The following is a 21,287-nucleotide window of genomic DNA, read 5'->3' on the forward strand; positions in this document are numbered from 1 at the left end:
CTCTCCTAGAATTCCGGTCCGATGGAAAAGTGCAAACGCCAAGCGTCTTCGTGGTCAAAAGGATGTGCGATATCAAAGCGAATTGGTCCGACCGGTGAAACCCAGCGCACCCCGGCGCCGGCGCCTGTTTTCAAATCGTTAGGTCCCCAGTTATCAAACGCATCGCCATTGTCCACGAAGGTGGCTGCCCACCAACCCCCAGTGACACGCCGTTGATACTCAAGGGTTGAGGTCAGCAATTGTTGGCCGCCCCGTAGCCGCCCTTCTTCATTGCGTGGCGAAAGGCTTTCATAGGAGTAGCCGCGCACACTGCGGTCGCCACCGGCAAAAAAGCGTAGCGAAGGTGGGATTTTGGCAAAGTCATTGGTTTCGATGGCGCCTAAGCTAACCCGCGCCAAGAAGCGGTTATCATTGCCAATAGTGCGAATCCATTCCGTATCGGCCGTAACGCGTGTGAACTGTGCATCAGACCCCCAAACCTTATCCGAGTACTCTAAAGAGAGCTGCTGACGGTCGCCCCATAAGGGAAAGCGCTGAGGGCGTGTCCGGGTTCGCGACCACTGAATACCAGGATAAAACAGCCATACTTGATCGGCTTCGCCCCCCTGTTCGAAGTCTTCATAAGTAGTACGGAAGTACAGAGTTTGAACCCAATCGTTATCAAACTCCCAGCGACGAGCCACTTCAACGGTGCCTTCTAATGATTGGGTATCACTATCGTCAATATTACGGATACCGTATTGCAGCTGGTAGCTATCGCGCAGCGGGTCTTCTAGCGGAACGTTATATACCCCGGTAAACCGCTGCTCCGGGGAGGATAAATAGAGGTCGTGGTCAAGACTATGACCATAACGATTGATCCATGGTTGTTCCCAACCAAAACGCAGACGGGGCCCCACATCGGTAGCGTAGCCAATGCCGACTTCAAACTGGTGGCGATCAGCAGGCTCCACACTGACATCAATAGGTAACTGCGTATCACTGGGCTTATTGATGCTTAGTGCACTGGTTAAAGCTGCGCCGGTGACTCGTGGGCGCTCTGGTTGGGAAGCAGTCGCCTCGCTCCACCAGGCGTCTCCACCACCAGGCGGAGAAATCACCAGCTCTTGCGCTGTTTCAAGTCTCGGCCGCACTGACACTGAGCTAAACCAGCCGGTTTCTGCAAGTGATTGGTTATAGTCAGTTAGCGTTTGCGCTAGATAGGGATCGCCTCTTTCAAACGGCTGTATACGGAGTAATCGGTCGATCTCTATGTGGCTACCCGTTATTAAAGTCTCTCCAAACTGGTAGCGGGGGCCGCTGTCAAAATCCATATAGAGGCGCGCACTTTGTAAATACGGACGGACTTCCATACGCCGATCCGTAAAGCCCCAGTCAAAGTAACCGCGCTCGATAGCCAAACCAGAAAATTGACCACGCAGCCGCTCCCACGGGGCATGCCGCAGTGCGTCACCCTCTTCTAGCGGGAAGTCTTCTACTGCTTGTTGAAACGGTGGGTCGTTACTGGCATCGCCTTCGACATTAATTGATAAAATTTCAATTTCAATTTGAGGCCCTGGCTCAATCTCAAGCGATACAAGCTCATTGTCGGTGTGCTCAAAAGTAATATCAGGCTCATAATACCCATACACACGCATGGCTTCTTCAGTACGTTGACGAACCTCACCTTCTAAACGCGCTTCGGTGTATTGCTCAGCCTCTACGTTCTGTAGATAGGCTTGAATATTACTTTCGACTTCATCGGAAACACCCGTGATGCTCGCCTCTAACGCCCATACCCCATGTGATGCATAAAATAGTGGTAGCACTACCAACACTGTGCGACCGGTGGCTGAAGTCCATCGCCGTTGTCTTCCCATACATTTTTATCCTAACCTAAATCAGCGGCTTCATTATCTAGTCATTTCAAAGGCTTATAGAATATTCTTCGGCACTAGAACGCATCAACGCGATACAACTATCCTGACTACCTTTTAACGTAGCATTTCTAACTGGGCACTAAAGGCAAGCTGTGCCTGACGGACTTGTCGAACATCACTCTCTAGCGAATTCAATCGTTGCGACCATTCCTGCTCTAATGCCGCCAGAGCATCTTGATCCGGTGACACTTCAACCTCAGCAACAGAAGCCTCCAGCTCATCAAAGCGCGACTCAATGGCATTTCTTTGCGCTGATAACTGCTCGTCCCAATCACTACTAATGTTACTGATCTGACTATCCAGTACGGACAGGCGTTGTTCGGTCAGTTGCTCAAGGTGGGACACTTCCTCAATCAAGTTTTGCCGTCCTGAGGTTCCAGCCTGTTCCAGGGCATTCAATGATTCCCGCATCGCCAACAGTTGACTGTCGCGCAACTCTGCTTGCTCATTAAGCTGGTTCAGCTGCTGCAGCAACGAATTGATCGAATCACTAGAGGCCATGTCCTCATTCATTGTTAGCAGACTGTACAACTCTTCGCGAGTATCGGTCAGCGCAATGGTCAGCTGCTCTTGCTCTTGAAAAAGCGTCGACATCTGAGCTTGTACAAAGGTTATCGCATCTTGTACATCGGTGTCATCCGAATCCAAGCGAGCATGAACATTGGACACTTCGCCGCTTACCCGATGTAACTCATTTAACAGTCGTTCACGTTCGTACCAAAGTCCAGCCGCCGCCGCACCCAATAGGGCAATGATTAATAACAAGCATAGCCATAGCGGCCACAAAGTAGGCCCCTTTCGGTGGCGCAAATGCTGCGCCGACAAGCTTTGATCCACATCGGGTACGATACGAGAGGATGCAGTGGCGTCTGGCATAACAGTTCCTCAGAGAGTCTTCGGGTCAGCACGACGGCCTATCCCGCGATACATTAATCCACAGCTGGCAACAAATTCAGGATCGTAAATATTGCGTCCATCTAATACGAGCTTAGCGTTTAATAACGAGCCCAGCCGATGCCAGTCTGGGTTCCAATAGGTTTTCCATTCCGTTACCAACATCAGTACATCGGCGCCTTCACAGGCTTGGTAGGGGTCATGAGTAAAGGTGCGTAAATCTTCGCGCTCGCCTACCAGAGCATGGAGAGCTGGTACGGCGGCAGGGTCGTGTAGCTGAACCTTAACTCCCTGCGCCCAAAGTGCTTCAAGCAGCGTTAATACGGGCGCGTGGTCAATGCGTGCAGTGCCGGGCTTGAACGCAGCTCCCCAAATCGCCACGGTTTTTCCGGCCATTTCGCCGGAAAAATGGGACCACAGCTTGCGGAACAGCGTCTCTTTTTTCTGTTCGTTAATATCCATTACCTGCTCAAGCAGCGCTGAATACCGGCCACTCTGCAGTTGCACATCGGCCAAGCGAATCAAATCGCGGGAAAAGTTAGGGCCTCCAAAACCGCACCCAGGGTACAGGTACTCAAACCCGATACGCGAATCGGCCCCCATCCCCTGGCGGACATGTTCGACGTCCACGCCTAGAGTATCAGCCAAACCGGCGATTTCATTCATATAACTGATACGCGTGGCCAACATGCCGTTAATGGCCAGCTTAGTTAACTCCGCAGCGCGGCGAGGCATACACTGAAACACTTCGCTACGCCGATTAAAGGCGCGTAATAGCTCTCTGGTAACTTGCTCTCCTGTCGCATCATCGCAGCCTAGCAAGCGCCGGGTTGGGCGTGTGAAAGAGTCCCATGCACGACCTTCTTCTAACGTATCGGGCAGTGCCACACTGGAGTGCTGAGCCCCCATTAACGTATGCAGGCGTTCGGTCTCGCCTACCGGAAACGTTGAGTTATTGATCAGCACGATGCCTTGCTGATCCGCTAATAACGGGTTCTCAAGTAGTGCTCTCGCCTCTGAGCGTTGACTAGGTGACAAGCCCAGCCAAATCACTTCTGGAGTAGCAGCATCTTTAAGTTGCTCAATGACCTGCAGCGTACCCTCTGCCAAGCCCTGCTCAAGATGGGTCATTAAATGAGGTTCGCTGCGTAACCAATCAACCTGTGACAGTGCTGACCAAGGCGCATCCGCATGGGGCAACCACTGAACCTGATGTCCCACCCAAGCCAACGCAGCGGCTGCCGTCGCTGCACTTAATTCGCTACCGTAAAGTAACACCCGCATACATTACGCTCCCTGGTGGTAACGTGATAGCAAGGTTTGAAAAGCTTCTCCAAACTCTGGGTGACGGCGCGCATAGGCGAGCGTGGCTTCAAGATAACCCAATGGATGGCCACAATCGTAGGTGATACCTTGCATGCGATATGCCTGAACACCGGACTGTCCGCGCAGCGTCTCCAGCGCATCGGTCAGCTGAATTTCGCCACCGGCACCGGGCGCTGTTTTTTCCAGTATTGAGAAAATGCTGCCTGGTAACGCATATCGACCTATTACCGCTAGATTTGAAGGGGCAGCATCTCGCTTAGGTTTTTCCACCATGCCAGCTAAATCTGCTGACTCATTTGCCGCGGGCACATCACCGGCGGGTGCCACAATGCCATATTTCTCTACCTGCTCCCACGCCACCTCTTCTACCATCAGCTGCGCTGTTTTATGTTGATCAAACGCCGCCAACATGCCGGCCAAATCGGTTGCAGCATTGGCGCTGTTATCTACCAACACATCGGGCAGCAGGACTGCAAACGGTTCGTCGTCGCCAATGATCGGACGAGCACAAAGCACGGCGTGTCCAAGCCCTAACGGAACGCCCTGTCGAATGCTGATGATATTGACGTCATCAGGAACCAAATCACGTAACACCTTCAATAATTCATGCTTGCCCTTTTTTTCGAGGCTAGATTCCAGTTCAGCATGGGTATCGAAGTGATTTTCGATAGCGCTTTTATTGCTGCTGGTGACCAATACAATTTCGCGAATGCCAGCAGCAATCGCCTCTTCGACAACGTACTGAATGACTGGCCTATCGACAATCGTAATCATCTCCTTGGGAATTGCTTTTGACGCTGGCAAGCAGCGGGTACCAAACCCAGCAACAGGAAGTACAGCTTTACGAATCATAGAGAGGTCCTTTTCATGCGTTCCGACACAGGAGTGGTTAGAATGTCCATAATACTGAAGGCGTGAGTGGATACCACCTCGCCAATGGCGATAACGAGTGCGAATAGGCAATTACCAGTCATTAGTCGCCAACGTTTATCGCTCAATGCTTTATGACAACGGGAGCCACAATATGCAAGCGACACCACAGGATAGCACTGCTGATCATACTCAAGGCAATGTCGATGCAGCGGAAGTTGCCAAATTTGAAGCACTTGCTAGCCGCTGGTGGGATACTCAGGGCGAATTTAAACCGCTTCACGATATCAACCCTCTTCGTCTTGATTTTATTGATGCACGTGCGGGTTTAGCGGGTAAAAAGGTGCTTGATGTAGGCTGCGGCGGCGGTATTTTAAGCGAATCCATGGCCAACCGCGGTGCTACAGTTACCGGTATCGACCTTGGTGAAGCGCCTTTGGCGGTAGCTCGACTACACGCAGAAGAGCGTGGCGTTCAGATTGATTATCAGCATATCAGCGTGGAAACCATGGCCGTTCAAAAGCCGGGGTTTTATGATGTTGTCACCTGTATGGAGATGCTAGAACACGTACCCAACCCTGCCTCCGTCATTCGTGCCTGCAGCACTCTTGTTCGCCCGGGGGGGTATGTATTTTTCTCCACGCTTAATCGCACTCCCAAGTCATATGCGTTCGCCATTTTAGGCGCCGAGTACGTACTTAGACTGCTGCCTAGGGGGACACACAATTACGCAAAATTTATTCGCCCTTCTGAAATGGCGGCTTGGTCGCGTGCCAGTGGCTTAGAAGTACGTGAACAGACAGGGCTGACGTACAATCCGCTTACGCGTCACTATCGCTTAGTCAGCCATGATGTATCAGTCAATTACATGATGTACTGCCGTAAGGTGAGCGATTAAATGCCGATGCAAGCACCTCAAGCAATACTTTTCGACCTGGACGGAACGTTGGTAGATACGGCCCCCGATTTGGCAGAAGCGACCAATGCACTGCGTGCTCACCATGGGTTAGCGCCGCTACCCTTTGAGGTAATTCGCCGCCAAGTCTCTAATGGCGGCAGTGCGCTGGTTACGCTAGCGCTGGGCTTAGAGGCCTCTGCTGATGGACACAATCAAGCACGCCAGTTTCTGCTTGATGCTTATGAGCAAGCCGTAGCGGTACACAGCCGGGTTTTCTCGCCGCTTGATGTGTGGCTACAAGAGTGGCACGGCGATCAGCGGCCTTGGGGGATTGTCACCAACAAACCGCGCCGCTATACCTTGCCGCTACTAGAAGCTCTGCTGCTGCAGCCTGGCGCACTGCTATGTGCGGATGATCTCAGCGTTAAAAAGCCAGCACCTGAACCGCTTTGGGAAGCTGCCCGCCGCCTTGGCGTTGACCCTAAACATTGCTGGTACATTGGTGACCATGTGCGTGATATGGAGGCCGCCGCCGCCGCCGGTATGACCGCTGTCGCGGTTGGCTATGGCTATATCAGCGAAGAGGATGACTACCAACAGTGGCCCGCTGATATTTGGTTTGAAGAGTGTGCGGCGCTGGTCGATGCCCTAGGCGAGTTCAAGCTCTAGACAAGCATGATGGCGGGCGGGCATCGACGCGTTTTTCAAAACAAACGGTTATGTACGGGGAGGTTGGGCATCTAGCTTTTGCCCGCTGGTGCCTGCGCTGTCTGGCCCCATTAGCCACAGGTAGGTCGGCATAATCTCTTCCGGCGTACGCAGTGTGAAGGGATCTTCGCCGGGAAACGCCGTACGTCGCATTTGGGTGCGTGTGGCGCCTGGGTTAAGTGAATTCACCCGAATATGTGACTGATTACTCAGCTCATCAGCCAATACGTCGACAAAGCCTTCAGTGGCAAATTTAGAGACGGAATAAGCCCCCCAGTAAGCACGCCCTTTCCGCCCAACGCTGGATGACGTGAAGATAATGGAGGCATCTTCAGACTGTTGCAGCAGGGGTAACAGTGCTTGAGTCATCCAGATAGGGCCATTGATATTAACCTGCATCACTTGTTGCCAAAGTTCAGGATTGTATTGCTCAAATGGCGTGATCCGGCCTAGCAAACCCGCGTTATGTAGCAGACCATCTAAGCGACCAAACTCTTTGTCCAGCGTTTCGGCCATATCATGAAAATCTTTGAGCGTGGCGCCTTCAAAATTGAGTGGAAAAATCGCAGGCTGAGGCCCGCCTGCCGCTTCTATTTCGTCGTAAACACGCTCTAATTTGGCAATGGTGCGCCCCAATAGAATCACGGTGGCCCCATGCTGCGCATAGCTTAATGCTGCCGCGCGGCCAATCCCGTCTCCTGCGCCGGTTACCAACACGATGCGATTTTCCAATAGGTTGGGCGCTGGTTGATAGTCGATCTTGCAGCTCATGCTGATTCCTTGAAACTATTCTTAGAAGCGATAAAGAGCAAAATTTAACTTGCTGATTGGCGTAAAAAATCACTGGCAAGGCCCGCGGCACTGCTTTGCGGGTAATCGTCACGCACTCGCTCAAGTAACTCACGGCTACGCTCCGCTTCGCCTTGACGCGCTTTCACTAAACCTAACTTATAGATCGCATCAGGTACTTTGCTGCTACCGCTATACTCGTCAATAACGCGGCTAAACGCTTGGTCAGCAGCGTCCAACTTGCCTTCAGCCGAATATAACTCACCCAGCCAATAGTGGCCATTGGCCGTTAAACTGGAATCAGGATGATCATTGACAAAGGCTTCAAACGCCGCGATAGCTTCCTCAAAACGGCGTGCTTGAACATGCGCAAAGGCCGCTTGGTAATCGGCTTGCACCTCTTCACTCACATTGCGAGTAGAGGGCGCGTTAACCACTTCCTCGGCCGCTTCAGGTTCAACCGCTGGGGTTGATTGCTCAATCTGCGTTGGCCCACTGCTCATCAGCCGGTCTTCAATATCGAGATACTGCTGCTGTGATTGACGACGCAGCTGCTCCAACTGGTGGCGCAACTCTTCAATCTGACCGCGCAGTTGTTGGATTTCCTGCTGATGCTCCTGTACCTGGTTAAATAACACCAGATTACCGCTGGAAGCTTCCTGACGCTGCGTCTGCTGATAGAAGCTGCTGCTGGAAGCGTCAGAGTTGGAAAGATCTTGGACGAGCGGCTGTTGAGCGACGGCCATTAAAGGCAATACGGACAGCGGGAGCGCTAAGGCTCCCGCACCGCACAGCCTCTCAACGTAACGCTTGAGACTGTGATTCATAATGACTCCGTAGACGTAAACGGCGTGCGATAAGCCGCACGCCGAATTCATCAGTGGTTAAGCATTCAATCGTTAAATGCTCAGTAATTAAATGCTCAATAGTTAAATACAACACGACGGTTCTGCGAGTAGGCGCTCTCGTCCTGACCATTAACGGCCGGACGCTCTTCACCATAGCTAACAACGCTCATTTGTGAAGGAGAGACACCCTGAATGTTCAGGAACCGCTCTACAGCATTAGCACGACGCTCACCCAACGCCATGTTGTATTCACGAGTTCCGCGCTCATCCGTATGCCCATGCAGAACCATCTGAGCACTCGGGTTGGCACGCAAGTAGCGTGCATGCGACATTACGACAGACTCATACTCGCTCTTGATCGTATCTCGGTCGTAATCGAAATAGATGGTGCGTACTTCTGGAATACGCGAATCAGCCTGCTGGCCCGAGCTAGAACCAGAGCCTGAGGAAGAACCATATTGACTTCCCGTACCTGTACCAGAGGTGCTGGAACCGGTAGTACTGCCATCCTGGCTACCGTACGAGTCACCGTCCTGGGTTCCGCCGGTGCTGGAACAGCCAGCGATTGCCACGATAGATAGCGCTGCTGCTAATGAGCGAGCCAACGGTTTAAGTTGCATAATCAGACTCCTTGCCTGAAAACTAAAAATTTCGATGTAAATCAGTTGTGTCGATCAATTTAAGAAGGGTGACCAAGCTGGGTCACGTACATCGCCCTGTGCTGATGGCAGCCTAAAAGATGAGCGACCATCGGCAGAAACAGCACTTAGCACCCCACTGTTACCCTGTTGGGTAGCGAAGATTACCATGGTCCCGTTCGGCGCAACACTAGGAGATTCATCTCTTGTTGATTCACTTAAGATTACTAAGCGATCGCCGCTTAAATCTTGTCTTGCCACTTGGTAACCGCGGCTAGAGCGGTGGATCAAGAATATCTGTTCCCCGTCTGGTGAGAAGCGTCCACGGGCATTGTAATTACCTGTATACGTCAAGCGTTCGGCTTCTCCACCGCCCATCGAGTACTGGTAAAGCTGGGGACCACCGCTGCGATCAGAGGTAAATAGCAAACTACGACCATCAGGTGCCCAAGCGGGCTCAGTGTCAATGCTGTTATTGTTGGTAATACGCTCTACGGAGCGGTTAGCCACATCCATAATATAAATTTCTGGCTGGCCGTCTTTGGAGAGAGACATCGCGATACGGCGACCATCTGGTGACCACGCTGGCGCGCCATTGATACCATCAAATGACGTTGCTTTTATCCGCTGGCCGGTTGCTACATCCTGAATATAGATAGCTGGGCGCTCAGTTTCAAACGAGACATAAGCAAGCTTGGTGCCATCCGGTGACCATGCGGGCGACATAATAGGTTCGTCAGAGGTCAATACCTGCTCACTGCGACGTCCATCGGCGTCGGCAACGTACAGGCCGAACTGCATGTTGTCTCCAACACCTTGTGCGGTGACATAGGCAATTTTAGTTGAAAACGCACCACGAATATCAGTAATCGCTTCAAAGATTTGGTCACTAATATAGTGAGCGGCACCGCGTAGGTCATTACCTCTCACCGTTACGGTTTCGCCAATCATCCGCCGCTGGCCGCTAATATCCATCAGCTCAAACTGTATTTCAAAACCGCCGCTGGTCTGTTCTGCCCTACCTACGACTAAGTAGCGTACGTCTAATGAACGCCAAGTATCGAATTGAACATCGTCAGATTGATTGGGCTGTTCAAACATCGCGCTACGCTCTAGCGGATCAAAATAGCCACTACGGTCAAGATCATCCTGGACAATCTGCGCAACATCTTCGGGCATCCCGTCTGAACCTGCGAACGGTACTACGCCAATAGGCAGTGCTTGATCGCTGCCTCGCGTGATTTCAATGGTTAAATTGGCACTCGCTACACTGCTGACTAGCAGCAGCACACAGAACAACCACACTTTGCTCAAGCTTTGCATCAGCGAACATCCCCCGGGGTAAATCGCAGATTAAACTGACGTAAATTACGCTGCTGATCGGCTGGTAAATCTCGCAATTCACCAAACGGTGCAGCATGTTCCACGGCCTGCATCACAGACCGGTCAAAAGCACTATCGCCGCTGGATGTCACGATCGATGTTGCCAATACTTCTCCAGACGGTCCTAGCCTCACTTGTAGGGTAGCACTCATCGAATCACTTGCACCGGCAGGAATCAACCACGCCTGCTCAACAGCGCGACGGACAATATTGATAAAGCTATTGGCTGCCTGCTCGGCCTGCTGAGCATTGGCCGCGGCTTCTGCTTCACCCGCCAGCTGTCGCTGCATGGCCTCCTCTGCGGCTTCTGCAGCCTGGCGTTGGCGCTCTGCTTCGGCTTCGCGCCGCTGCTGCTCTTCTGCTTCACGTTGACGCTGAGTTTCCGCCTCTCGCGCTCGCTGAGCCGCCTCCTCTTCACGAAGCTGCTCTTCTTCTGCTTCACGCTGACGTTCGGCTTCTGCTTCTTCCTGGCGCTGCTGCTCTGCTGCTTCACGTTCACGTTCGGCCTCTTCCTCTTCACGGCGCTGCTGCTCTGCCGCTTCACGCGCACGTTCGGCTTCGGCCTCTTCCTGGCGTTGCTGCTCGGCAGCCTCTTGCTGACGCCGCGCCTCTTCGACTTCACGTTGACGCTCAGCAGCGGCTTCCGCCTCGGCCTTGCGTTCGGCAGCTTCAGCGGCTTGTTGCTCAGCCTGCTCTTCCACTTCTTGAGCCCGGCGTTCGGCCTCTGCTTCAGCTGCCTCTCGCGCGGCTTCTAATGCTTGCGCCTCCTCTTCGGCTGCCTGTCGGGCAGCTTCTTCGGCCGCTTGCTGTTCGGCGGCGGCTTGCTGTTCACTGGCCGACGGCTCTTCTGGTGCATCGGGCTCAGTAGGCGCTTCAGCCGGTGCATTCATCGCCGCCTGTTGTTCCGTTGCCTGCTGTGCCTGATCGGTAAACGTTTTCGTACTCACCAGCGTTGCCTGAACAATCGAAGAGCTATCGGGCTCCGCGTTGCGGGTCGGCAAACTGATTAAGCTAAACACGACAATCGAAATGTGCACAGCTATCGCCAGAACAGTCGGCCACTTATAGTCGACATCTTGAGGATCACGCGGTGAATTTACTGTCATGCGCGCGCGGCCCTTACCCATCTTGCGGCGGCTCAGAAAGCAGCCCCACGTTAGCCACACCAGCACCTTGTAACGTGCTCATCAAGACAACAATTTGTCCATAGGCCACATTGCGGTCACCACGCACCATTACTGGCGTGCCGGGACTTCGCTCTAAGATCGTGGTTACCCGCGCGGCCATCTCATCCAAAGAGACAGAGTTAGAGTCTTCTCCCAACGTGATGAAATATGCACCCTCGCTATCAACCGAAATGACAATGGGGTCATTATCTTCCTGCGTCTCTATAGGCTGAGAGGTAACTTGCGGCAATTCAACTTGTACGCCCTGGGTTAACATGGGCGCCGTAATCATAAACACAACGAGCAGTACCAACATGACGTCAATGAAAGGGACCACATTGATCTCCGCCATTGGCTTGCCTTTACCACTGCGATTGAAAGGTCCTTGCATGGCTGTCTCCCTTAACTCGCGCTTGGCTTGCCATCACGACCTTGTAAATTACGGTGCAGGATAGCGTGGAACTCCTCGGCAAAATCCTCATATTTACCGAGTAAGCGAGAAGATGTATTGGACAAGCGGTTATAAAAAATGACCGCCGGGATAGCCGCAAACAGACCCATGGCTGTTGCTATCAATGCTTCAGCAATCCAGGGAGCAACCGTTGCGAGCGTCGCCTGCTGGGTCAGTGACAGCGCTTGGAATGACCCCATGATGCCCCATACGGTACCGAAAAGGCCGATATAAGGGCTGGCAGAAGCAACCGTCGCCAGAAACACCAAGTGTTGGGTTAGACGATCTTCTTCACGCGACCAAGCAACGCGCATACTGCGTTGTACGCCTTCCAATACAGTATCCGCATCACGGGTTTTAGGCATTAAGCGGTTAAATTCGCGAAACCCTGCTTGAAAAATATGCTCGGCACCATGGCGTGGGTCATCAGCGGGGATTTCACGATAGAGTTCATTTAAGTCGACACCCGACCAAAAAGACTCCTCAAACTGGTTGTACTCTTGCTTGGCTCGACGCATTGCAATACTACGCTGAAAAATCACCACCCAAGAGAGGATTGACCCCACCAACAGTAGCAACATCACCAGCTGCACCACGGTGCTGGCATTCATTATTAAGTGGGGAATGGACATGGTGTTATCGTTCACAGGTGCCCTCATCAATCTATTAGGGTCGGTATTGCCGACGCAGTGAGTGACCTCTTGGTTAAGAGGCCCGTATCAAAATATTAAGCGATGCTGGCCATGCTTTAGGTCGCATACGTTCGACGCTCAAGCAGGCTATCTCGACTGTGGCAGAGCAGAGGAGTTCCTCATTACGCCAAACTTGCTGGTCAAATGTCATGCGACAACGCCCAATCTCCGTAACATGGGCACTGATTTCCAATGCGTCATCCAGACGAGCTGGTTTCGCATAGTGACAGGCCAAGCGGTATACCACTAGCTGTGTACCTTCGTCTAGCAGCGTTTGCTGATTAAGGCCTAAATGGCGCAGCCATTCACTCCGTGCACGTTCCATAAACTTCAAGTAGTTAACGTAGTAGACAATGCCGCCTGCGTCAGTATCTTCCATATAAACGCGCAGCGGCAGGCGATATCCTTTTTGCTTACTAGCGCTCACGGACGGCGCTCCCCTTCCATATCGGTTTCCTGTTCATGGGGTACTCGCTCAAAGTGCAGCCACGCTTGGCGGGTAACGACACGGCCACGCGGCGTGCGCATAATCAAGCCTTGTTGAATAAGATACGGCTCGATCACATCTTCAATGGTGTCGCGCTCTTCACTAATGGCAGCGGCAAGTGAATCAATGCCCACAGGGCCACCATCGAATTTTTCGATCATTGCCAGCAATAACCGGCGGTCCATGTGATCCAATCCATGATGATCAACGTTGAGCATATTAAGCGCGGCATCAGCCATGGCGACATCGACAACGCCGTCACCTTTCATTTCGGCGTAATCACGCACTCGACGCAATAGCCGGTTGGCAATTCGCGGCGTTCCACGTGAGCGCTTGGCCACCTCAACTGCCCCTTCATGACTGGTCTTAACGCCCATTAGGCGAGCCGATCGCGACACAATTTCGGTCAGCTCTTCGAGGTTATAAAACTCAAGCCGCTGAACAATACCGAAGCGGTCGCGCAGCGGTGAGGTCAGCAACCCTGCTCGGGTGGTCGCGCCCACCAGGGTAAAACGGGGCAAGTCCAGCTTGATAGAGCGCGCGGCCGGGCCCTCGCCAATCATGATATCCAGCTGGAAATCTTCCATGGCGGGGTATAGCACTTCTTCGACCACCGGCGAAAGACGATGAATCTCATCGATAAAAAGTACGTCGCCAGGCTCTAGATTCGTCAGCATGGCGGCGAGGTCCCCCGCCCGCTCTAGTACCGGGCCGGAAGTCGACTTCATGCCGACCCCCATTTCGGTGGCAATAATATGCGCGAGCGTCGTTTTACCTAGCCCAGGGGGGCCAAATACCAGGGTATGATCCAGGCTCTCTTCGCGCAGCCTTGCGGCGCCGATAAAAATTTCCAGCTGTTCACGCACACGCGGCTGGCCAATATAGTCATCCAACCGCTTAGGGCGAATAGCGTAGTCAATGCGCCCCTCGCCTTGTTCAGGTTCAGCGGCGATCAGCCGGTCGTGTTCTAGCATAGAGGCTCTTCTTTATGACGATTCAAATGCAATCTTTACCCACGTCTAACGCAGTCAAAGCCATCCACTTAGCCGCTCATACGTTGAGTCAGGGCAGCCTTAATCAGCGACTCGGTTGACTGATTGGGGTCGATATCGGCAAGCATTTTGGCTGCTTCAGTGAGTTTATAGCCCAAGCTGACTAACGCCGCTTCTGCATCGGCAAGGCTATCGCGAGAAGATGCTCGACCACTAGCGGCCTCAAGAGGCAGTAACGCATTGCTACCGTCTTCCCACTCAGGGAAGCGATCGCGCATTTCAATAATCAGCCGCTCAGCGGTTTTCTTACCCACACCTGGCAGGGTTGTCAGTGCTTTACTGTCATCGTCACGCACGCAGCGCATAAAGGCGTCTTCATCCATCCCCGATAAAATCGCTAAAGCAAGCTTAGGCCCTACACCATTGACCTTAATCAAGGCTCGAAATAAGGCGCGCTCATGCTCTCTGCCGAAACCATACAGCAGATGGGCGTCGTCACGAATAGTGAGGTGGGTGAACAGAGAGGCATTTTCGCCGACGGCGGGAAGTGCCACCAGGGTATTCATTGACGTTTCCAGCTCATAGCCTACGCCATGTACGTCGATCACTATCCAAGGAGGTTGCTTTGCCAATAACTGGCCACTCAGACGTCCAATCATAAAATCGCTCACACTGGGGTGAATAACAAGAGAGTGAAAAACAAACGTTTACTATAAAGCGACTCTGTACAGGTGACCAGTAGTTCACCAACACAGCAAGGAATTAAAGTCGCCAGCGGCCCGTGGAGCGGCGGCGACCCCGTACTGGCGACGCAGGCGAGTCGCTACTGTTATAGGCATGAGCGTTATAAGCATGCGTTAGCGCAATGGCTAATGCATCCGCGGCATCGGCCTGAGGTGTGGCGGAAAGCTGCAGAATAGCGGTCACCATATGCTGCACCTGCTCTTTATCCGCTCCTCCTTGGCCAGTGACTGACTGCTTGATTTGACGCGCGGCATACTCGGCTAGGCTTAACCCATGATTGGCCATGCAAACCAGGGCCGCTCCTCGTGCTTGACCTAGCTTTAGTGCGGAATCAGGATTTTTGGCCATAAACACCCGCTCGATGGCGACTTGATCCGGGCAATGCAAACCGACCACTTCGCTAAGACCCGCATAAATCTGCGCCAAACGCTGCTCTAGAGCCCCTTCCGCGGTACGGATACAGCCACTCGCCACGTAGCAGGGCTTCACACCGACCACATCGATTACCCCATAACCTGTGATTCGCGATCCAGGATCGATGCCCAGGATACGGATCGTGCTGGCAGGCTTTTTTTCATCCATGTCATCGAAACTCGTGGTGGCTATATACAAAAACACCGACGCCGGGGCGTCGGTGGTAGGCACTCAAACAACCAGTTTACTCAGTGGCTGTTTCTGGCTTGGCTTTCTGGCGGAGGCGGATATTCAAATCCTTTAACTGCTCAGGACTGACTTCACCCGGAGCATTGGTCATTAAGCATGCAGCGCTTTGGGTTTTCGGGAAGGCAATAACTTCACGAATGGTTTTAGCCCCCACCATCAACATGACCAGGCGATCCAAACCGAAAGCTAAGCCACCATGGGGCGGTGCGCCGTACTGGAGCGCATCCAACAAGAAGCCAAATTTCTCTTGAGCCTCTTCTTCACCAATCCCCAGAATCTCGAAAACGGTGCTCTGCATGGTCTGATCGTGGATACGAATAGACCCACCGCCCAGCTCTGTACCGTTGAGCACCATATCGTAAGCGCGCGACAGAGCCTTAGCTGGATCAGCCTTTAACTCTTCTGGGCTGCAAGAGGGTGCTGTGAAGGGGTGGTGAAGCGGGCTAAGACGACCGTTGTCGTCAGCTTCAAACATTGGGAAGTCGACGACCCATAGCGGCGCCCACTCCTGCGTGTAGAGCTCCAGGTCAGCCCCTAACTTAACGCGCAGCGCGCCAATGGCTTCGTTGACGATACGTGTTTTATCGGCACCGAAGAAGATGATGTCGCCATCTTCTGCGCCCACACGATCAAGCAACTCTGCAACGATATTTTCCATGAACTTGACGATCGGCGACTGCAGACCCTCAAGCCCTTTCGCGCGCTCGTTGACTTTGATCCACGCCAAGCCTTTGGCGCCGTATATGCCGACAAACTTGGTGTATTCATCGATCTCTTTGCGCGAAAGCTTGGCACCACCGGGGACTTTCAGCGCGGCAACACGGCCATCATCTGCGCTGGCGGGACCAGAGAAGACTTTGAAATCGACCTGCTGCATAAGGTCATCAACATCGGTCAATTCCAACGGAATGCGTAGATCCGGCTTGTCAGAACCAAAACGATCCATCGCTTCCTGCCAGGTCATGCGCGGAAATTCTGGTAATTCGGCTTTCAGCACATCCTGGAACAGCTGACGAATCATGGTTTCAGTAATGCCCATGATGTCGCTCTCTTCCACGAACGACGCCTCGATATCAATCTGCGTAAACTCAGGCTGACGGTCGGCGCGTAGGTCTTCATCGCGGAAGCACTTGGCAATCTGGTAATAGCGGTCAAAGCCAGCCACCATCAACAGCTGTTTAAACAACTGCGGTGATTGCGGCAAGGCAAAGAAGCTGCCTGCGTGGGTACGGCTCGGGACGAGATAATCACGCGCACCTTCAGGGGTGGCGCGGGTGAGTACCGGTGTCTCGATATCCAGGAAGCCCTGGTTTTCGAGGTACGCGCGTACGTTGTGTGAAATACGTGAACGCAGGCGCAGTTTCTCGATCATATCCGGGCGACGCAGGTCGATATAGCGGTGCTTAAGACGCACCTCTTCACCGACTTTGCCATGCTCATCAAGCTGAAAAGGCGGCGTAATCGCTGTATTAAGTACTTCGACGTCCTTCGCCAGCACTTCAATCATGCCTGTTGGCATGTTGGGGTTTTGAGTACCTTCAGGGCGCAGCCGAACGCGTCCAGTGATGCGCAGGACATACTCACTACGGGCACGGTCGGCAGTGGCGAACGCCTCGGCGGTATCAGGGTCGACAACGAATTGAGCGATGCCATCGCGATCGCGCATATCGAGGAAAATGACCCCACCGTGGTCGCGGCGGCGATGAACCCATCCGCATACCGTAACCGTTTGATCCACCAAAGTTTCGTTTAGCTGGCCGCAATAATGGCTGCGCATGTCAAATCCTGTTCTGTTACGTGGCAATTAGTGTGTCGCGGGCGTCCCGATCCTGACTGCCGCAGCTATGCCGCGGCGCCTTTGTCGCTGGGAGTAACGCTCTTGGGGGTAGCGCTGGTATCGCTTGATTTAGCGGTATCTGCAGAAGCAGTTTTGCCGTCAGCAACCAGATTCTTTTTGCTACCCGTTTTGAAATCGGTTTCATACCAACCACCGCCGGCTAAGCGGAAGCCCGCTGCCGAGACAAGTCGTTCCAAGCCATCGCTTTGGCATGCAGGGCAATCCTTGAGAGGATCGGCACTAATTTTTTGCAATTTTTCCAGGCGATGGCCACAGGCCTTGCACTCATATTCATAGATGGGCATGTTAATGGCTCCTAAAAAGCTCAACCCTGACAAACTACGTTCTTTTAAGACCCAGTCCCGATAGATCCAGAACTGAAAGAAAAGAATAGTGGCGAACACAAACGCTGCTAGGCTGCCAATATGTGGCCAGTCGGGATAAATTCCAAGGCTGCGGTTGATAAAGCGCCGCCATTATACCCTTTTGTGACCCCTGCCGAGCAAGGTTATGCAGCCTTCGGTAACTATTGGAGAGAATAAAATGCCTCATGCGGTGATACTGGACGCACAAAGCCTAGGCCCTGAGATCAATTTAAGCGCCATTAAAGAGTCGGTCTCACACCTTGAGGTGTTTGAGCAAAGTACGACTCAGCAGGCGCTTGAGCGCCTTACTAACGCCGATATTGCGATCGTAAACAAAGTAGTGCTGGACGCTGAGACCCTGCAGCAGTTGCCTAAACTGCGATTAATATGCGTATTAGCGACAGGCCTTAACAATATCGACCTAAATACCGCCAAAGAGCAGGGTATCGCGGTTAAAAATGTTGCTGCTTACGGCACCGCCAGCGTGTCCCAGCACACCTTGATGTTAATGCTTGCGCTGGCCAATCAGCTTCCACGCTACCAGCGTGATGTCGCTGCAGGTGAATGGCAGCGCAGCGCCTTCTTCTGTTTGCAGGATTATCCTACGTTACAGCTGTCCGGCAAGCATTTAGTAATGGTGGGTCAAGGCGAACTCGGCACAGAAGTGGCGCGTCTGGCAGAGGCCTTTGGTATGCAAGTGACGTTTGCTGCTCGCCCAGGCAATGAAGCGAATGATGAGCGCCCTGCCCTGGATGAGCTACTTCCCGATGCCGATGTTATCAGCTTGCACTGTCCTTTGAGCGACGCCACCAAACATTTGATAAATCAAGAGCGCTTGTCTCGCGTTAAGCCCTCGCTGCTATTGGTCAACTGCGCCCGCGGCGGCGTTATCGATGAAATCGCCGCGCTCGAAGCACTGCGCAATGGAAAGCTTGGTGGGCTGGGCGTTGATGTACTACCCGCTGAACCGCCTAGAGAGGGACACCCACTGCTGGACGCTCTCAACGAGTCGCTGAACTTAATCGTTACTCCTCACAACGCGTGGATAACGCCGGAAGCCCGCCAAAATATTGTTAGCCTGACGGCTAACAATATACGTGATTGGAAAGACGCTTCTTAACTTTGACAATACATTCTGACTTACCATAGGGCCTTCAATGGCCCTATTGGGTGCCAAAGTGGCTAGGTGCGCGGCAATTATCGAGCACATCGAGCTCAACGTGAGTGACGCGTGCCCCTTCTGACCCTTGCCATAGCCATTCACTTAACAGCTTGACGGCGTCGGTATGCCCACACATAAGCACCTCGACGCGTCCATCGGGTAGATTTTTGGCGTAACCGGTAATGTTGTATTGAAGCGCTTTCTCTTGAGTAGCGCGACGATACCAGACGCCCTGTACTTTACCCGTGACCACGGCGCGTACGCAGCAATTCGTCATATCTCCTCCCTTACTACCCGCACTTTACACATACTCGTGCTTAATCAACACCGCGCTATTGCGCGGAATCAATGGTCGTCCTCGGCGCAGCAATAAAGAACGAGTGAATGCTGCCCCGAATAGCAGTATTAGCGAACTGTAGTAGACCCAGAGCAAGATCATTACCACTGACCCGGCTGCCCCGTAAGTAGAGGCTGTGGCTGTATAAGCCAAATAAACTGAGATAACACTGCGTCCTATGGTGAACAGGACGGCTGTCACAACAGCGCCAATCAGCACGTCCTGCCAGCGAAGCACCACATCGGGAAGCACCTTAAAAATAGTTGCAAATAGCATTGTCACCATGGCGACTGAAATAAGTGATTCAAGCGTCGTGGTAAATAGACTAGCAAATGGGAGCAGGTTATCCGCCGCTAAAAGCATACCGCGCAATACGACCCCTAACACTAATGAAACAAGCAGTATAAAGCCAATAGAAAGCACGACCGTCAGCGATAGCAATCGGCTCTTGATAAACCGTAAAGCGCTATTTGAGGTCGGCTTTGCAGTGACGCCCCAAATCGTATTGAGTGAGAACTGCATCTGAGCGAAGACCGTTGTAGCACCTACGACTAGTGCGCCCACACCCAATAATGTGGGTAGTAAACCCGACTCTTCTATTCTGGACTGAGCAACGGCTTCTTGTATGGCGACGGCGGCATCCATGCCTAAAGTGCCCTGCAGTTGAGCGACTATTTGTCCCTGAGCGGCCTCTTCTCCCATCACAACACCGATGACCGTGACTGCAATAATAATCGTGGGTGCCAGTGAGAAAAGCGTATAAAACGCGAGCGAAGCCGCATAGCTAAACGCATTGCGTTCCAGCCATAATGAGGTGGCGTCTTGGGTGACTTTCCACCAAAAATTAGCTGCACGTTTTATCATATCCACTCCCTGTGTCGTTGGTATAAGGCTAATTTTAAACGTAATCAACAGCCTATTTTTTCTAGCATACCTAACCACAGCTTTTAGCGCAGTTTTCTGGTACGTTGACCCCTAACATCACCAAACCAAAAGGAAGCTTGGATGGCCACCGATATTGCGCGCTCTACTACCGCCTGCGATTTCGACTGTTTGGTGTTTATTGGTCGCTTTCAACCACCTCACCTTGGCCACTTGGCGATTATTCGAGAAGCACTAAAACGCGCGCGGCAAGTGATTGTACTGGTGGGCTCTGCGTGGCAAGCACGCTCATTGCGTAACCCGTGGCGATTTGACGAACGCCAAGCCATGCTCCGCTCAGGGTTTGATGAGGCTGATAATCAACGCTTAGAGATTACCCCGCTACTGGACGCACTCTACAATGATGATGTCTGGGTGCGCGATGTTCAGCGCAAAGTGCGTGATTTAGCCGCCCCTGCCAATGCCCGCCTACCCCGCATTGGTTTGATTGGGGCCAGTCGCGGACAGTCTAGCTACTACCTGTCGCTATTCCCTCAATGGGAGTCGGTCAGTGTACCGTCGGTAGAAGGGATTTCAGCGAGTCAAATTCGTGAGCGCCTGTTCCGTTCGCCTAGCTCCACCGATGACTACTTGAGTACGGGGGCTTACCACGACCTGCCCCCCGGCGTTGTCGAAAGTGTAAAGAAGTTTTGCCACGTCAGCGCCTATAAGCGCCTGCTGGAAGAGCAGCAGTTATTGGATCAATACCGTCAGGCGTGGGCCCATGCGCCCTACCCGCCTATTTTTGTCACAGTAAATGCGGTCGTGGTGCAGTCGGGTCATGTATTGCTGGTACGGCGTACGGCGGCACCGGGTAAAGGACTTTACGCCCTGCCAGGCGGATTTATTAATCCTCATGAGCGTTTACTCGATGCCTGTTTGCGTGAACTGCGCGAACGGTTGCGATTAAAAGTCCCCGAGCCTGTGCTTAAGGGGTCACTACGTGGCCAGCGGCTGTTTGATGAACCCCACCGCAGTTGGCGCGGGCGCACTTTGGCAGAAGCTTTCTACTTTGCGTTACGTCCAGACCAGCAGTTGCCTCGCTTAAAGCCTGTTAAAGGGGGAGATCATGCGCGCTGGGTGGCACTTGCTGACCTTGAACCTGAGAGCTTGTTTGAAGACCACTTTTTTATTATTCAGAATTTTCTCGGGCTGCCTGCCGATTTTGGCAGCAGCTAAAAAACTCAAGGGATTAGA

General features: G+C 52.8%; 23 protein-coding genes. 4 read left to right on the plus strand and 19 right to left on the minus strand.

What is annotated here, in order from left to right; genetic code table 11:
• Positions 1-5: 5 nt before the first annotated feature.
• From tamA to galU, 4 genes are all read right to left on the minus strand, one after another.
• A complete protein-coding gene (gene tamA, locus HZS80_RS02800) occupies positions 6-1,859 on the minus strand; it encodes an autotransporter assembly complex protein TamA (protein ID WP_179915116.1) in 1,854 nt (617 codons plus the stop codon).
• 114 nt (positions 1,860-1,973) lie between these two features.
• Entirely contained in the window at positions 1,974-2,795 is an 822-nt protein-coding gene (locus tag HZS80_RS02805) for a GumC domain-containing protein (RefSeq protein WP_179915117.1), read from the minus strand.
• A gap of 9 nt (positions 2,796-2,804) precedes the next feature.
• Positions 2,805-4,097: a nucleotide sugar dehydrogenase gene (locus HZS80_RS02810; RefSeq protein WP_035558222.1), complete on the minus strand. Its 1,293-nt coding sequence runs from the start codon at positions 4,095-4,097 to the stop codon at positions 2,805-2,807.
• Between the two features lie 3 nt (positions 4,098-4,100).
• The gene (galU, locus tag HZS80_RS02815) at positions 4,101-4,991 is read right to left on the minus strand and encodes a UTP--glucose-1-phosphate uridylyltransferase GalU (RefSeq protein ID WP_035558225.1); all 891 of its coding nucleotides are present in this window, start codon (positions 4,989-4,991) and stop codon (positions 4,101-4,103) included.
• Positions 4,992-5,163: 172 nt separating this feature from the next.
• Here galU and ubiG point away from each other — a divergent pair, with 172 nt between their 5' ends.
• Together ubiG and HZS80_RS02825 are read left to right on the plus strand one after the other, a co-directional pair.
• Complete coding sequence (gene ubiG / locus HZS80_RS02820) at positions 5,164-5,907, plus strand: bifunctional 2-polyprenyl-6-hydroxyphenol methylase/3-demethylubiquinol 3-O-methyltransferase UbiG (protein ID WP_179915118.1); 744 nt, start codon at positions 5,164-5,166, stop codon at positions 5,905-5,907.
• The gene (locus tag HZS80_RS02825) at positions 5,908-6,576 is read left to right on the plus strand and encodes an HAD-IA family hydrolase (protein WP_035558232.1); all 669 of its coding nucleotides are present in this window, start codon (positions 5,908-5,910) and stop codon (positions 6,574-6,576) included.
• A 48-nt stretch (positions 6,577-6,624) separates the two neighbouring features.
• On the opposite strand, the gene HZS80_RS02830 is transcribed toward HZS80_RS02825, so the two are convergent.
• The 13 genes from HZS80_RS02830 to HZS80_RS02890 all read right to left on the minus strand — a co-directional run bounded on the left by HZS80_RS02830 (position 6,625) and on the right by HZS80_RS02890 (position 17,610).
• The gene (locus HZS80_RS02830) at positions 6,625-7,386 is read right to left on the minus strand and encodes a YciK family oxidoreductase (RefSeq protein WP_179915119.1); all 762 of its coding nucleotides are present in this window, start codon (positions 7,384-7,386) and stop codon (positions 6,625-6,627) included.
• A gap of 44 nt (positions 7,387-7,430) precedes the next feature.
• Positions 7,431-8,231: a tol-pal system protein YbgF gene (gene ybgF, locus HZS80_RS02835; protein ID WP_179915120.1), complete on the minus strand. Its 801-nt coding sequence runs from the start codon at positions 8,229-8,231 to the stop codon at positions 7,431-7,433.
• A 95-nt stretch (positions 8,232-8,326) separates the two neighbouring features.
• The gene (gene pal / locus HZS80_RS02840) at positions 8,327-8,872 is read right to left on the minus strand and encodes a peptidoglycan-associated lipoprotein Pal (protein WP_179915121.1); all 546 of its coding nucleotides are present in this window, start codon (positions 8,870-8,872) and stop codon (positions 8,327-8,329) included.
• Positions 8,873-8,926: 54 nt separating this feature from the next.
• Positions 8,927-10,213, minus strand: a complete 1,287-nt coding sequence (gene tolB / locus HZS80_RS02845; protein ID WP_179915122.1) for a Tol-Pal system beta propeller repeat protein TolB — start codon at positions 10,211-10,213, stop codon at positions 8,927-8,929.
• The gene (gene tolA, locus HZS80_RS02850) at positions 10,213-11,379 is read right to left on the minus strand and encodes a cell envelope integrity protein TolA (RefSeq protein ID WP_179915123.1); all 1,167 of its coding nucleotides are present in this window, start codon (positions 11,377-11,379) and stop codon (positions 10,213-10,215) included. The genes tolB and tolA overlap by 1 nt, the downstream gene beginning before the upstream one ends.
• Positions 11,380-11,392: 13 nt before the next feature.
• Positions 11,393-11,830: a protein TolR gene (gene tolR, locus HZS80_RS02855; RefSeq protein ID WP_035558246.1), complete on the minus strand. Its 438-nt coding sequence runs from the start codon at positions 11,828-11,830 to the stop codon at positions 11,393-11,395.
• Positions 11,831-11,841: 11 nt separating this feature from the next.
• Positions 11,842-12,537 (minus strand): protein TolQ, encoded by a 696-nt coding sequence (tolQ, locus tag HZS80_RS02860; protein ID WP_008957981.1) that lies wholly within the window; start codon positions 12,535-12,537, stop codon positions 11,842-11,844.
• A gap of 58 nt (positions 12,538-12,595) precedes the next feature.
• A complete protein-coding gene (ybgC, locus tag HZS80_RS02865) occupies positions 12,596-13,009 on the minus strand; it encodes a tol-pal system-associated acyl-CoA thioesterase (protein ID WP_035558250.1) in 414 nt (137 codons plus the stop codon).
• Positions 13,006-14,043: a Holliday junction branch migration DNA helicase RuvB gene (gene ruvB, locus HZS80_RS02870; RefSeq protein WP_179915124.1), complete on the minus strand. Its 1,038-nt coding sequence runs from the start codon at positions 14,041-14,043 to the stop codon at positions 13,006-13,008. The genes ybgC and ruvB overlap by 4 nt, the downstream gene beginning before the upstream one ends.
• Before the next feature lie 68 nt (positions 14,044-14,111).
• Positions 14,112-14,720: a Holliday junction branch migration protein RuvA gene (ruvA, locus tag HZS80_RS02875; RefSeq protein WP_179915125.1), complete on the minus strand. Its 609-nt coding sequence runs from the start codon at positions 14,718-14,720 to the stop codon at positions 14,112-14,114.
• A 103-nt stretch (positions 14,721-14,823) separates the two neighbouring features.
• Positions 14,824-15,387, minus strand: a complete 564-nt coding sequence (ruvC, locus tag HZS80_RS02880; RefSeq protein ID WP_179915210.1) for a crossover junction endodeoxyribonuclease RuvC — start codon at positions 15,385-15,387, stop codon at positions 14,824-14,826.
• A 76-nt stretch (positions 15,388-15,463) separates the two neighbouring features.
• Positions 15,464-17,245, minus strand: a complete 1,782-nt coding sequence (gene aspS / locus HZS80_RS02885) for an aspartate--tRNA ligase (protein WP_179915126.1) — start codon at positions 17,243-17,245, stop codon at positions 15,464-15,466.
• Between the two features lie 65 nt (positions 17,246-17,310).
• Positions 17,311-17,610, minus strand: a complete 300-nt coding sequence (locus tag HZS80_RS02890) for an FmdB family zinc ribbon protein (RefSeq protein WP_035558265.1) — start codon at positions 17,608-17,610, stop codon at positions 17,311-17,313.
• A gap of 238 nt (positions 17,611-17,848) precedes the next feature.
• Between HZS80_RS02890 and HZS80_RS02895 the strand changes: the two genes are divergently transcribed.
• A complete protein-coding gene (locus HZS80_RS02895) occupies positions 17,849-18,790 on the plus strand; it encodes a D-2-hydroxyacid dehydrogenase (protein ID WP_179915127.1) in 942 nt (313 codons plus the stop codon).
• Positions 18,791-18,833: 43 nt separating this feature from the next.
• Here the strand turns inward: HZS80_RS02895 and HZS80_RS02900 are convergent, their stop codons facing one another.
• Positions 18,834-19,109 carry an acylphosphatase gene (locus HZS80_RS02900; protein ID WP_035558272.1) on the minus strand — a complete coding sequence of 92 codons (276 nt, stop codon included), beginning with the start codon at positions 19,107-19,109 and terminating at the stop codon, positions 18,834-18,836.
• Positions 19,110-19,133: 24 nt separating this feature from the next.
• Positions 19,134-20,033, minus strand: a complete 900-nt coding sequence (locus tag HZS80_RS02905) for a YihY/virulence factor BrkB family protein (RefSeq protein WP_035558275.1) — start codon at positions 20,031-20,033, stop codon at positions 19,134-19,136.
• Positions 20,034-20,174: 141 nt separating this feature from the next.
• Here HZS80_RS02905 and HZS80_RS02910 point away from each other — a divergent pair, with 141 nt between their 5' ends.
• Positions 20,175-21,269 (plus strand): bifunctional nicotinamide-nucleotide adenylyltransferase/Nudix hydroxylase, encoded by a 1,095-nt coding sequence (locus HZS80_RS02910; RefSeq protein WP_035558278.1) that lies wholly within the window; start codon positions 20,175-20,177, stop codon positions 21,267-21,269.
• Positions 21,270-21,287: the final 18 nt, after the last annotated feature.

It is taken from the genome of Vreelandella glaciei, assembly GCF_013415125.1.
Classification (GTDB): domain Bacteria; phylum Pseudomonadota; class Gammaproteobacteria; order Pseudomonadales; family Halomonadaceae; genus Vreelandella; species Vreelandella glaciei.

Coding starts and splice junctions, on each gene's coding strand:
- galU (WP_035558225.1), bottom strand. CDS start 4,991: ATGATTCGTAAAGCTGTACTTCCTGTTGCTGGGTTTGGTACCCGCTGC.
- HZS80_RS02890 (WP_035558265.1), bottom strand. CDS start 17,610: ATGCCCATCTATGAATATGAGTGCAAGGCCTGTGGCCATCGCCTGGAA.
- aspS (WP_179915126.1), bottom strand. CDS start 17,245: ATGCGCAGCCATTATTGCGGCCAGCTAAACGAAACTTTGGTGGATCAA.
- pal (WP_179915121.1), bottom strand. CDS start 8,872: ATGCAACTTAAACCGTTGGCTCGCTCATTAGCAGCAGCGCTATCTATC.
- ruvC (WP_179915210.1), bottom strand. CDS start 15,387: ATGGATGAAAAAAAGCCTGCCAGCACGATCCGTATCCTGGGCATCGAT.
- ruvA (WP_179915125.1), bottom strand. CDS start 14,720: ATGATTGGACGTCTGAGTGGCCAGTTATTGGCAAAGCAACCTCCTTGG.
- ubiG (WP_179915118.1), top strand. CDS start 5,164: ATGCAAGCGACACCACAGGATAGCACTGCTGATCATACTCAAGGCAAT.
- HZS80_RS02810 (WP_035558222.1), bottom strand. CDS start 4,097: ATGCGGGTGTTACTTTACGGTAGCGAATTAAGTGCAGCGACGGCAGCC.
- tolR (WP_035558246.1), bottom strand. CDS start 11,830: ATGCAAGGACCTTTCAATCGCAGTGGTAAAGGCAAGCCAATGGCGGAG.
- HZS80_RS02895 (WP_179915127.1), top strand. CDS start 17,849: ATGCCTCATGCGGTGATACTGGACGCACAAAGCCTAGGCCCTGAGATC.
- tolB (WP_179915122.1), bottom strand. CDS start 10,213: ATGCAAAGCTTGAGCAAAGTGTGGTTGTTCTGTGTGCTGCTGCTAGTC.
- HZS80_RS02825 (WP_035558232.1), top strand. CDS start 5,908: ATGCCGATGCAAGCACCTCAAGCAATACTTTTCGACCTGGACGGAACG.
- HZS80_RS02830 (WP_179915119.1), bottom strand. CDS start 7,386: ATGAGCTGCAAGATCGACTATCAACCAGCGCCCAACCTATTGGAAAAT.
- HZS80_RS02905 (WP_035558275.1), bottom strand. CDS start 20,033: ATGATAAAACGTGCAGCTAATTTTTGGTGGAAAGTCACCCAAGACGCC.
- HZS80_RS02900 (WP_035558272.1), bottom strand. CDS start 19,109: ATGACGAATTGCTGCGTACGCGCCGTGGTCACGGGTAAAGTACAGGGC.
- tolA (WP_179915123.1), bottom strand. CDS start 11,379: ATGACAGTAAATTCACCGCGTGATCCTCAAGATGTCGACTATAAGTGG.
- HZS80_RS02910 (WP_035558278.1), top strand. CDS start 20,175: ATGGCCACCGATATTGCGCGCTCTACTACCGCCTGCGATTTCGACTGT.
- tamA (WP_179915116.1), bottom strand. CDS start 1,859: ATGGGAAGACAACGGCGATGGACTTCAGCCACCGGTCGCACAGTGTTG.
- HZS80_RS02805 (WP_179915117.1), bottom strand. CDS start 2,795: ATGCCAGACGCCACTGCATCCTCTCGTATCGTACCCGATGTGGATCAA.
- ybgF (WP_179915120.1), bottom strand. CDS start 8,231: ATGAATCACAGTCTCAAGCGTTACGTTGAGAGGCTGTGCGGTGCGGGA.
- ruvB (WP_179915124.1), bottom strand. CDS start 14,043: ATGCTAGAACACGACCGGCTGATCGCCGCTGAACCTGAACAAGGCGAG.